Genomic DNA, 13418 nt, shown 5'->3' with positions numbered 1-13418 from the left:
AGGTTTAAGATAGATGAAAAAAGAAAAAGTACTAGAAGTAAGAGATTTATCAATATCCTTCACTACATCAGCTGGAAAGGTAAATACAATAAGAGGCGTAAACCTGGATTTATACAAAGGTGAAACACTTGCGATAGTAGGAGAAAGTGGAAGTGGTAAATCAGTAACAATGAAAGCTGTTATGGGAATACTAAGCAGCAATGGAGAAATTAATTCTGGAAATATTAAATTCTCATATTATAGGGATAAAGAAAAGGTTGATGTTGATATATTAAAGCTTTCAAAGAAGGAAATGAGACAAAGGATTAATGGAAAGAGAATAGCTATGATATTCCAAGATCCAATGACATCACTTAATCCAACAATGACAATAGGTGCTCAAATAATGGAAGGAATGATATGGCATTATAAGACACCTAAAAAGGAAGCACATGATAAAGCAGTTGAACTGTTAAAACTTGTTGGAATTACTGATGCTGAAAATCGTATGAAGAATTATCCTCATCAGCTTTCAGGTGGTATGAGACAAAGAGTTGTTATAGCTATTGCACTTGCATGTAATCCAGATCTTTTAATTTGTGATGAGCCAACAACAGCTTTAGATGTAACAATACAAGCAAAAATATTAGAATTAATAAAAGACATTCAAAAGAAATTAAATATATCAGTTATTTATATTACTCATGACCTTGGTGTTGTCGCAAAAGTTGCTGATTATGTTACTGTAATGTATGCAGGTAAAATAGTTGAAAAAGGAACAATAAATGAAATATTTTATGATCCAAGACATCCGTATACATGGGGCTTATTATCAGCTATGCCTGATTTAGAGACTAATGATGATAAACTTTACACAATACCAGGAAGCCCTCCAAACCTTGCAAATAAGGTAGAAGGAGATGCTTTCGCACCAAGAAATATCTATGCTTTAAATATAGATAATAGACTTGAGCCTCCAATGTTTAAAATAAGTGATACTCACTATGCAGCAACTTGGCTTTTACATGAAAATGCGCCAAAGATAGAAATGCCTGCTGAATTAAAACAAAGAATAGACAGAATGTTAAAGGAGGCTGAGTAAAATGGAAAATAGAGAGCCTTTATTAGATGTCAAAGATTTAAAACAACATTTTAAAGTGAGCAGAAAGTTTACTGTAAAAGCAGTAAATGGAGTTTCATTTCAAATATATCCAGGAGAAACATATGGTTTAGTTGGAGAATCAGGTAGTGGTAAATCTACAATTGGACGTTCAATAATAAGACTTTATGATCCAACTGCTGGAAAGATGATTTTCGATGGTTCAGATATATCAGGAAAGTTATCAGAAAAGGATAAGAAACATTTAAGAACAAATATGCAGATGATTTTCCAAGATCCAATGGCATGTTTAAATCCACGTAAGAAAGTTTTAGATATTATAGCTCAAGGCCTAGATATTCATAAATTATATAAGACTAAGGAAGAACGAGAAGAAAAGGTATATAAGATATTAGAAAAGGTAGGATTATCAAAAGAACATGCAAATAGATATCCTCATCAATTTTCAGGTGGACAAAGACAACGTATTGGTATTGCGAGAGCGCTTATAATGAATCCTAAATTAATTATAGCTGATGAAGCAATAAGTGCACTTGATGTTTCAATTCAAGCGCAGGTTGTAAACTTAATGAAGGATATTCAAAAAGAAACTAATACTGCATTTTTGTTTATTGCCCATGATTTATCAATGGTTAAATATATTTCAGATAGAATTGGAGTATTACATTTAGGATATTTACTTGAAACAGGTACTACAGAAGAAATATTCTCAAATCCAATTCATCCATATACAAAATCATTAATATCAGCAATTCCACATCCAAATCCTAAAGTTGAAAAAACAAGAAAATCAGAAACTTATGATTATTTTACAAGTGGAATTAAATATGAAGATGGAATAAAACAGCATGTGGATGGAACACATTATGTTTTAGCGACTGATGAAGAATTAAAAAAGTGGAGATAGTAAAATCAGAGTTTGGCGGATAACAACCGAAATTCAATATATGATAGGCTCGATTGTAGGGAAATTTCAGCTAAAACTTCTAAAAAGATAGGCTGTGCCCAAAACAATTTGTTCCAACAGCAAATATTGGACAAATTATTTTGGAACAGCCTATCTCTAAGAAGTTAAAAGCTTAAATTTCTTAATACAATACTACGCCTAAGCAGAGAACCCAAATCTGTGATTTGGTGTGAATCGCTTACCCAGCGAATGAATATGAGTCGGGTATTCATATATTGAATTTCTTTGTTTTATCTAAAATCATAGACATCTAATTTGTTTTTTATACATATGTAAATGTTTTAATAAAATGTTGTTATTAAATATGAGATTTTTGTAGATAATAATTTGTAGTTAGTTAATATTTCACAGTTACTAGTGTTCAAATTCTAATTTGTGTGACATCAACATGGATATTATGACTGAATATATATAACAACATTTATTTAAAACATAACTATATAATGACAAAAACATTTATTTAACCAAGTTTAATTATGTAATAATGTAATTAAATCGGACTTGCCAACCATTTTATTATAGTTATATCTTTTTGGATTAATTATATAATTGTGTAATTAGATTTAGTAGATTTATTGGATCTAGTTGATTTAATTTTTTTTATTTAGTAAAATGATTTAATAGATAATAATTATTAGTTAACAATAGGTAATTAATTGATCTAGAAAGGAGAAACTTATGGATTATAAGAGAATAGCAGAAGATATTCTTAAAAACCTTGGCGGAAAAGAGAATATTAATGAATTAACACATTGTATGACAAGATTAAGAATCAAAGTAATTGATTCTTCAAAAGTAAATAAAGATAAATTATCAAAAATTGAAAGCGTAATAACTGTAGTTGAAAGTATGGGGCAGATTCAAGTTGTTATTGGAAATAAGGTTACTAAAGTTTATGAAGAAATAATAAAGCTTGCACCGCAAGAAGGAAGTAATGAATTAAATAAAAGTTCTAATAAGAAAGATAATACAAACTTAGGAAATAAGATATTATCAACAATAGCAGGTATCTTTACACCAGTTATTCCAGCAATAGCAGGTTCTGGTATGATAAAAGGTATTTTATCAGTTCTTGCAATGTATTATATGAATAAACATGGGATTAATATAAAAGAAACTCAAAGCTACATTATATTAAATGCACTTTCAGATGCAGTATTTTACTTTATGCCTATTATTTTGGGATATACAGCTGCAAAAGTATTTAAGACAAATGAAATAATAGCTATGATAATTGGAGGAACTTTATGCTATCCAGCATTTACTGCACTTATGACAGGTGAAGAGCTTGTAAGTTTCTTAGGAATTAATGTGACAAAAGCTACATATACTTCATCTGTAATTCCAATTATTATTGCAGTTTGGGTATTATCATATGTAGAAAGATTTTTAATAAAATATATTCCGGAAGTAATAAAGATAATTGTAGTACCAACACTAAGTTTATTAATAATGCTTCCAGCAACATTATTTATATTTGGACCAATAGGAATATATTTAGGAGAAACAATAAGCTGGATATATAAATCTATTTATGGATTTAGTCCAACATTATGTGGAGCATTTATTGGAGGGCTTTGGTGTGTATTAGTTATATTTGGAGCTCATAGGGCATTATTGCCTATTGGCATTAATGATGTAGCACAAACAGGAAGACAAAATTTATTAGCTTTTGCTGGTGCGGCTAACTTCTCTCAAGCAGGATCAGCACTTGGAGTATTCTTTAAAACAAAAAATAAATCACTTAAGACAATAGCTATGTCTGCATCTATTACTGCATTATTTGGTATAACTGAGCCGGCTATTTATGGTACAAATCTTAGATTGAAGAAGCCAATGATATGTGCTGTAATATGTGGAGCAATAGGTGGAGGAATAATGGGATTTGGTGGAGCTTATGGTAATGCTTTTGCTAACCAAGGAATTTTAACAATACCTGTTTATGCAGAAGCAGGTATGACTGCCTTTTTAAGTTACTTGGGAGGATGCGCTATTGCATTTTTTGGATCAGCAATTTTGACTTATATTATTGGATTTGAAGATATAATTGAGTAGTATATAATTTTTTAAAAGGTTGTAGGTTAATAGTTTAACTAAAGATACAATAAACTAACTAAATATAATTTATTTAATTTGTGAATAAAACATTTTATATTATAAAGAGAATATAATTAAGATATTGAAAAGAGAATATAATTAAGATATTAATATATAAAGTTTTAGGCTCATAATCAAAATGTGCACTTGACATTTTCGAATCCCATAAATATAGATTATACTAAGTTCTAAATATATGAACATGATTTTGTCAAGAACAGTTTTCAATATTGAGCTAATTTTCAATTATATATATGTTGCAATTACTTTTCAACGTTTTGTATGCTAGTGTTTACTTAGCTTGTAGACATCTTAAATGAAATTTTATTATTGCAACATATATATGTATAAAATTACTGACAGATAAAAGATAGGAGAATATATATGAAAAAAGTATTTCCAGATGACTTTTTATGGGGAGCTTCTTCCTCTGCATTTCAAATTGAAGGTGCTTATGATGAAGATAATAAGGGATTAAGCGTTGCTGATTTTAATTCATTTAAAAAATCACATATTCAAGCAGATACAAAGGTAGCAGCTGATTTTTATCATCACTACGAAGAAGATATTGATTTGATGAAAGAACTTGGAATGAAAACTTATAGATTTTCAATAGCATGGACACGTATAATTCCTGATGGTGAAGGTGAAATAAATTTAGAAGGAATAAGCTTCTATAATAAAGTAATAAATAAATTAATTGAAAATAATATCGAGCCATTTGTTACCTTGTATCATTTTGATTTGCCATTTGCATTAGTTGAAAAATATAATGGATGGGAAGGCAGGGAAACAGTATATGCCTTTGAAAGATTTGCAAAAATCTGTTTTAAGGAGTTTGGAGACAGAGTAAAGTACTGGCAGCCGCATAATGAGCAAAACTTAATTGTAAGAGTTAATGAAAGAATTAATATTTATGATGAGAATGATGAATATAAGATAGATAAAATGAGAGCACAAATGGATTACAATATGTGCCTTGCACATGCACTTGCTGTTAATGCATGTCATGAAATGATACCAGATAGCAAAATAGGTACTGCTGTATCGTCTTCAGTAACATATCCATTAACTTGCAAGCCAGAAGATGTTTATGCAGCACGCATGAATGATAACTTTAAAGTTTACTATATGCTTGATATGCATCAATATGGAGAATATCCAGGATATTATATGAACTATTTAAAAGAAAGAAACATAATGCCAGTAATGAAAGAAGGCGATAAGTCAATATTAAAGAAAGCTAAAATGGACTTTATTGCAGTAAATTATTATAGAACTAATTGTGCAGAAGCACTTAAGGCGAATAATGAGCATCCTTTTGGAAGTAGAGAAGGTACTGTTGATTTTAATATGTATGGATTATTTAAGATGTCAATGAATCCTAATTTAAAAGCAACAGAATATGGAGCAGCAATAGATCCATCTGGGCTTAGAGTTGCACTTAATGAATATTGGCAGAGATATCATCTTCCACTTATAATTACTGAAAATGGACTTGGAACACCAGATATTTTAACTGAAGATTGTAAGGTTCATGATGAATATCGTATTGATTATTTAAGAAGTCATATTGAAGCATGTGCTTTAGCAATAGAAGATGGAGTTGAGATGATTGGATATTGTCCTTGGTCATTTATGGATCTATTAAGTTCAGCACAAGGCTTTAGAAAGCGTTATGGATTAGTTTATACAAATAGGACAGATGATGAATTATTAGATTTAAAAAGAATTAAAAAAGATAGCTTTTATTGGTATCAAAATGTAATAAAAAATAATGGATTATAAAGTTTTAAATAGAATAATTTATTATTGGATTTATTAATTATACAAATAAGTAAGAGCAGGTAGGACATAGGGGCCTATCTGCTCTTAAATTTAAGAAATAATTAACTTTAATTTAGATGCATACGATATTCTAAGAAAAAGCGAGTAAATTAAAGAAATTTAATTACCAAGATGGAATTATAAATTTAGGTTTATTCAAATGGTGATTCTTCAAATTTTATAAAGTATCCTTGTGGATGTGCACATACAGGGCAAGCTTTAAGGGCTTCAGTACCTTCATAAATGAATCCACAATTTGTACACATCCACAAAGTTTGAGTATTATCTTTAAACAATGTACCATTTTCTAATCTATCAGCATAGTTTTTAAATCTATCAGAATGTACTTTTTCAATAGAGCCTATATTCTCAAATAATATAGCAACATCATTAAAGCCTTCTTCTCTTGCTATTTTTGCAAATTCATCATAAATAGCACTGAATTCATCATTTTCATGCTTTTCGGCCAATCTTAGTAATTTTAGTGTATTTGTTTCAACTTCAACTGGATAGCCTGCATTTATAACTATATCTTCACCAGAGAATTCTTTTAGTTTTCCCATAAACTGTTTAGCATGCGCCTTTTCTTGATTAGCAGTATAGTTAAATAAATCTTCTAGTATTGAATAACCTTCTTTTTTGGCAGCTGATGCCGCAAATGTATATCTATTTCTAGCTTGGCTTTCTCCAGCAAAAGCTCTCATCAAATTTTCTTTTGTTTTACTTGTATTAAATTCAACCATTAAGATATCATCCTTTCATTGTGCTTTTAATAATGGTAATAGTAAATACTCAAAATTATTTTATACAATATAGAAATTTTTATACTTAATAGAAGTTTTCATATTCACTTTATTCTACATATTCGATAGGTGACTGTCACCAGCGCTAGCCATCAACGTTATTACAAAATAAATATATTGTGTAGAATCAGAGTTTAGTGGGAAATAACCGAAATTCAATATATGATATGCTCGATTGTAGGGAAATTTAAGCTAAAACTTCTAAAGACACAGGCTGTGCCCAAAACAATTTGCTCCAACAGCAAGTGTTGGACAAATTATTTTGGAACAGCCTATATCTAAGAAGTTAAAAACTTAAATTTCTTAATGCAATACTACGCCTATCATATATTGAATTTCTTTGTTTTGATCTAAAATCATAGATGTCTAACTTTTTTTAGTTATAATTTATGTTTTTAGGAATATTACAAGTCTAAAAATATAGTTTTCAATCACTTGTAATAATTTAGGAAGCTACTTATAAAACACCAGTATCCACAAATAAATAAGCAAAGATCCGAATTGCAGCATAGCTGCTCTTCTTATAAGTGCACATTTGTAAGAATTTAAATTCATATATTCATAAAATTACACCTTTTAAAAAATGATGAAATATTAACTTTTTAAATCTTTACCATATAAAAATAGATATTCCTTAATTTAAAGATATATTTATTTACAAAAATATATCTGGATACTCAGAGTTTGTATGGAACAAAGAAATAAAGCATTTATGTTGGCGGTGTCTTGCATTGAAAAATGAAGCTTTAAAATTTTTCATCAATGATTGTTCCAAAATTGTTTGTCCAAAAACTTGCTTTTTGGAGCAAACATTTTTGGGCACAATCATTGATGGTTAAATTTTTAGCTTCATTTTTGTAGCAAGCGAGCCAACATAAATGCTTTATTTCGGTTGTTATCCACTAAACCATGATTCTATGTCCTTTATTTATCTTATGTAATATGAATTTTTCATATAAATTATAGTATATTCTTTTTAATACATATATAGATGTTTTAAGAAAATGTTGTTATTAAATGTTTTAACAAGTATTAGTATTATATTACTTTACCTAAGAACATTTATTTAAAATATAATTATATAGATATCAGAGTTCCTATTATAATAAATATGCTTTTGATACTTTAGAAGTATTTATGAAAAATATAAAGTCTTATTTTTTAATAATCGTATTGTTTAAGACCAGATATAAATAGGGTATAATATTGATATAAATTAATTGAAAGGTGGAATTGATGTGGCAGTTGCAGAAAATATATTTATTTCATTAGAGCAATATGAGGATATGAGGAAAGAAAACAATAATATAATTGAATATATTGATGGAATAGTATATATGTCACCTTCTCCATCAACAAAGCATCAAAGAATATCAAGTAGGCTTCAAATAAAGATAGGAATATATTTAGATGGGAAAGAATGTGAAGTATTTGATGCACCATATGATATACAATTGAAAAAGGATAACATAGAAGGAAATAAAATAGTAATTCCAGATTTAAGTGTCATATGTGATAAAAGCGGATTTGAAGAAAATAAATATGTCGGTGTTCCAAAATTAATTGTAGAAATATTAAGTCCATCAAATCAGTCCCATGATTTAATAACTAAATTTAATTTATATATGAAATATGGGGTAGAGGAATATTGGATAGTAAATCCGATGCTAAATTCTATCATAGTATATACATTAAATAATGATGGAATGTATGAGCAGTTTGACATGAAAACATTGAATGGAAAAATTAAATCAAAAGTTTTGGAAGATTTCTCGGTAAGTCTAGAGGAGTTATTTTAGAGAAGAGCTTAATAAAATACAATTTTTAATATAAATATGGAGAAAAAAATGGCTTTTAACATAGATTTTTTAGAAAAAGATATTAATAGCAAAATAAAAGGAGCTAGTGCAAAGGTTGCAGAAAAGTTTATTAAAAATCATAGGGCAGTAATTTCTGATGTGAGATATAATGAAAATTCTAAACTTATTAGAATAGAGGGAAAGGTTTTGTCAGAATATGGATATCCAACTTATGCAAGTATATTGGTGGATTCCAGAACTAGTAAAATAAAAGAATGTGATTGCAGATGTCAGCCATATAGTATTTACAAGAAAACAATAAAAGAGCAAATTTGTGAGCATGTGGCTGCATTAGTAACATTATATATTTCTGAGGTAAGAAGAAGACAAAAAGAAGAAAAAGAAGCATACGAAAATATGGGGAAGAATCTTCTTAAAGAGCTTAATGATTTGGATAGGCCTAAGGAAAAAATAAAGCTTGAAGCTAATTTAACAAAATATGAACATGATGATTTTATCGAAGTCAGCTTTAAAATAGGAAATAAAAAAATGTATGTGTTAAAAAGCATACAAGATTTTATAAATTCTAGAAACAATTATCAGGATTTGACTTTTGGAAAAGCATTTACATATTCACCATATAAAAATTGTTTTGATGCAGTAGATGAAGCATTATGTGATTACATGGAAGAGTGTTTAATTAATGAGGAGCATTCTGAAAGCTATAGAAAAAGTTTTGTAAAAGGAAAATTATTGTTTATTTCTGATGTGTCTTTGAGAAGATTTCTATTACTCCTAAAAGGCAGGGAAATAATCTTAAATGATGAAAAATTTAAAATTATTGAAGAAGATATTCCATTAAATTTTCAATTAAAGCAGAATGAAGATAAGTATCTCTTGGATATGATGGATAAACATATTGTAGTATTAACACCGAGAAATGATGTATTTGTATATAATGGAGCGATATATCTTCCATCAAAAAAACAAATAAAGATATTGGAGATTTTTTTTAGGTATATAGCTAAATATAATAGAATAGAATTTAAAAAAGAAAATGAAGTCGAAATGTTTAATACTGCAATATCAAAACTAGACGGTGCTGTATCACAGGTTAAAATAGATGAAAGCATAGAAAATTTAGTAAAAGAAGAATTGCAGGCAGAGTTTTTCCTTGACGTAAGAAAAAATTTTGTTATCTTAAATGCAGATTTAAAATATGGAAATGAAACTGTAAAACTCTATTCAAATATTGATAAAACAGAGAAAATAATTATTCGTGACATTAAAAAGGAAAATAAAATTCTAGATACATTAAATGAATTAAATTTTTCTTATGATAAAGATAAGTTTATATTTAATGGAAATGATGATGAATTATATTTATTTTTGAAAGAAAAATATAAACATCTTGAAGAACTTGGAGAAGTGTATTATTCTGATAAATTCAAAGAAAGAAAAGTTTATAATAGTCCTAAAATAACTGCAGGAATAAATGAAACAGATAATAATTATTTAGAATTTAACTTTAATATTGAAGATATAAGCCCATCAGAATATAAGCAGATTTTAGAAGCAGTAAGAAATAAGAGAAAATATTATAAACTCAAAAATAACAGTTTTGTAAATTTGGAAGAAAAAGAAATTAATGATTTCCTTGAACTTGTTGACAGTATTGATCCTAAAAATAAAGATGGAAATATTAAATTGAGCAAAAATAAAGCTGTAATTGTAAGTGATTATTTAAAAGAAAAAGAGCTTTCATTTGTTAAAGGTAAGGAAATAATCGATGATATATCAAAAAAAATCATTAATATTGATAAAGTAAATTATGAGCTACCAAAAGAGTTAAAGGCAGAATTAAGACCTTATCAGATTACTGGATTTAGATGGTTTAAAAATTTAAGCTATCTTGGATTTGGTGGAGTTCTTGCAGATGAGATGGGACTTGGAAAGACAGTTCAGACAATAGCATTTTTACTTTCAGAGAAGAAGAAAAAATCTCTTATAGTAGCACCAACTTCACTTATTTACAATTGGAAAAATGAGTTTAAGAAGTTTGCTCCAACTATGAAAATATGCGTTCTTCATGGAGATAAAGATGAAAGACAGGAAATGTTAAATGATGTGAAAATTTATGATGTTATTTTAACAACATATGGAACATTAAAAAATGATGAAGACAAATATGAAAAATTAAAATTTGACTACTGTATATTAGATGAAGGGCAGAATATAAAAAATCCATTAGCTCAAAGTACAAAAAGTGTTAAGAATATTAAGGCTGAAAATAAATTTATACTTACAGGAACTCCAATTGAAAATAATTTAATAGAATTATGGAGTATTTTTGATTTCATAATGCCAGGATATTTAGACAATGTACATAATTTTAAAAATAGATTTATAAATAAAGAGAATACAGCAATTGAGCTTCAAAAATATATAAAGCCATTTATGCTTAGAAGATTAAAGAAAGATGTAATTAGAGAGCTTCCAGAAAAGATTGAAAAAAATTATTATGTTGAGCTTACTAAAGAGCAGAAAAAAGTATATGCATCATATGTGAAGGATATAAAAGAAAAAATGGAGAATGATGAATTTAGTGACGATAAAATAACAATATTCTCTTACTTAACAAAGCTTAGACAATTGTGCTTAGATCCTTTTGTAGTATTGGATGATTATAATGGGAAAAGCGGAAAGATTGAAGAGGCTGTTTCTATTATAGAAAATAATGTTTTAGATAATCATAAAATACTGTTATTTTCACAGTTTACATCAGTGCTTAAAAATATTTCAAAAAGATTATGTGAAAAGAATATTAAACATTTTTATTTAGATGGAAGTACAAATGCAGGTAAAAGAATGGAGCTTGTAGAGCAGTTTAACAATAATGATGAAACTAAAGTGTTTTTAATATCATTAAAAGCAGGGGGAACAGGTTTAAATCTAACAAGTGCAGATATAGTAATACATTTTGATCCATGGTGGAATCCAGCAGTAGAAGATCAGGCAACAGATAGAGCACATAGAATTGGGCAGGAAAATGTTGTTCAGGTATTTAAACTTATTTCAGAAGGAACAGTTGAAGATAAAATACTAAGCCTTCAAGAAAAGAAAAAACAACTTATAAAGGATGTTCTTGATAGTGATTATAAACATGATAATATTTTAGGGTCACTTTCTAAAGAAGAGTTGATTGAGCTGTTTGAATAAAAATTTAATTAATTATCGATTATCTAACCATAGGAATTTAAATAATATTTTGAGTATTATTTAATTCTTATGGTTATTTTTTATATGTATTTTGTTTTAGAGTACCTAAAAGTGGGGTATAATTTTAATATAAATTAATAATGGTAAGGTGAGAAGATGGATTTACGCTTTGATCATTTTATATCTTTAGACGAATTCGAAAAAATACATGAAAGCAATTTTCAATGAAGGATGAGTTTGTCGCATTAAGAAATGTAGCTACAACATTTTGTTGTAGAATTCAAAGTTCGAATACAATATATTGTAGTTTTTATTCTTTGTGTGACAGTCCCTAAAAATAATTTTTAAGAAATTATAAAAGAATTTCTACATTGATTGATAATTAAAAATTGATAATTGATAGTTAAATTAAGGGAGCTGTTACTATGAAATACTTTTTCTTTGATATTGATGGAACACTAAAGCCATATGGGCGTCATATATCTGATACAACAAAGAATACTATAAGAAAGCTTAAAGAAAATGGACACAAAGTATTTTTAGCGACAGGTAGAAGATATAGTGAAATTATTAATATAATGAAGGAATTAGAAATAGCTGATGCTGTATGTTCAGGTGGAGGGACAATTGTTATTAATAATAATATAGAAAAAGAGATATTTTTTCATAGATATAAATTGAAGAATATTTTAGATGAATGTAAGAAATATAATATAATAATGGTTAGTCTTTCAAATGAAAAATGTTATACATCATACAATGGCTTGAAACTAAAGCCATACATTTTATTAATGAAGTTATTGCAAAAAACAAGATTTTTTAAAGTTGGATCAGTAGATGGAAATGTACTTAATAGTTATAAAAACATTAGTCATATAGATGAAGAAAGTTTTTTAAATAAACCAACACAAAAGCTTATGTTTTATAATTACAGAAAAATTAAAAAGGTAGAATCTATTAGAAATTTTACTATTTACAATAATATTTTTTGTACCTCAATTGAATTTGAGTTTAAGGAAAATGGTATAGAATACATAAGAAACAAATATAATTTGAAGCTAGATGATATTGTTGTATTTGGAGATGGAAGAAATGATATAGGGATGTTTGATTATGCAAAAAACTCTATTGCGATGGGAAATGCAAGAAAAGAGATAAAGAATAGAGCTTCTTTTATAACTAAAAAAGATGTAGAAGAAGGAATTGAATATGCATGCAAGTATTTTAAATGGATTTAGACAATATAAATATATTGTGTAGAATCAGAGTTTAGTGGGAAATAACCGAAATTCAATATATGATATGCTCGATTGTAAGGAAATTTCAGCTAAAACTTTTAAAGACACAGGCTGTGATCAAAACAATTTGCTCCAACAGCAAGTGTTGGACAAAGTATTTTGGAACAGCCTATCTCTAAGAAGTTAAAAGTTTAAATTTCTTAATACAATACTACGCCTAAGCAGAGAACCCAAATCTGTGATTTGGTGTGAATCGCTTAACCAGCGAATGAATATGAGTCGGGTATTCATATATTGAATTTCTTTATTTTGCTCTAAAATCATAGATGTCTAACTTTTTTTAGTTATAATTTATGTTTTTAGGAATAT

At 27.8% G+C, this 13418-nt stretch carries 8 protein-coding genes; 7 read left to right on the top strand and 1 reads right to left on the bottom strand.

What is annotated here, in order from left to right; all coding sequences use genetic code 11:
- The first annotated feature begins 13 nt into the window (after positions 1-13).
- The 4 genes from CNEONATNEC86_RS18950 (at position 14) to CNEONATNEC86_RS18935 (ending at position 5951) form a co-directional block, all read left to right on the top strand.
- Entirely contained in the window at positions 14-1081 is a 1068-nt protein-coding gene (locus tag CNEONATNEC86_RS18950; protein WP_159136636.1) for an ABC transporter ATP-binding protein, read from the top strand.
- A 1-nt stretch (position 1082) separates the two neighbouring features.
- The gene (locus CNEONATNEC86_RS18945) at positions 1083-2006 is read left to right on the top strand and encodes an ABC transporter ATP-binding protein (RefSeq protein WP_159136635.1); all 924 of its coding nucleotides are present in this window, start codon (positions 1083-1085) and stop codon (positions 2004-2006) included.
- 738 nt (positions 2007-2744) lie between these two features.
- Positions 2745-4121 carry a PTS transporter subunit EIIC gene (locus CNEONATNEC86_RS18940; protein WP_159136634.1) on the top strand — a complete coding sequence of 459 codons (1377 nt, stop codon included), beginning with the start codon at positions 2745-2747 and terminating at the stop codon, positions 4119-4121.
- A 426-nt stretch (positions 4122-4547) separates the two neighbouring features.
- The gene (locus tag CNEONATNEC86_RS18935; protein WP_159136633.1) at positions 4548-5951 is read left to right on the top strand and encodes a glycoside hydrolase family 1 protein; all 1404 of its coding nucleotides are present in this window, start codon (positions 4548-4550) and stop codon (positions 5949-5951) included.
- A gap of 191 nt (positions 5952-6142) precedes the next feature.
- Here the strand turns inward: CNEONATNEC86_RS18935 and rbr are convergent, their stop codons facing one another.
- Positions 6143-6733, bottom strand: coding sequence for a rubrerythrin (gene rbr, locus CNEONATNEC86_RS18930; RefSeq protein WP_159136632.1), 591 nt, complete (start codon positions 6731-6733; stop codon positions 6143-6145).
- A gap of 1298 nt (positions 6734-8031) precedes the next feature.
- On the opposite strand from rbr, the gene CNEONATNEC86_RS18925 reads away from it, so the two are divergent.
- From CNEONATNEC86_RS18925 to CNEONATNEC86_RS18915, 3 genes are all read left to right on the top strand, one after another.
- Entirely contained in the window at positions 8032-8592 is a 561-nt protein-coding gene (locus tag CNEONATNEC86_RS18925; RefSeq protein WP_159136631.1) for a Uma2 family endonuclease, read from the top strand.
- Positions 8593-8640: 48 nt separating this feature from the next.
- On the top strand, positions 8641-11811 hold the full coding sequence (locus CNEONATNEC86_RS18920) for a DEAD/DEAH box helicase (protein WP_159136630.1): 3171 nt from the start codon (positions 8641-8643) through the stop codon (positions 11809-11811).
- 425 nt (positions 11812-12236) lie between these two features.
- Positions 12237-13049 carry a Cof-type HAD-IIB family hydrolase gene (locus CNEONATNEC86_RS18915; protein ID WP_058296695.1) on the top strand — a complete coding sequence of 271 codons (813 nt, stop codon included), beginning with the start codon at positions 12237-12239 and terminating at the stop codon, positions 13047-13049.
- Positions 13050-13418 lie beyond the last annotated feature (369 nt).

It is taken from the genome of Clostridium neonatale (genome assembly GCF_900465025.1).
Lineage (GTDB): Bacteria > Bacillota > Clostridia > Clostridiales > Clostridiaceae > Clostridium > Clostridium neonatale.
The sequence above is the reverse complement of the archived record's forward strand: the minus strand, read 5'-3'. Positions and strand labels throughout refer to the sequence as shown.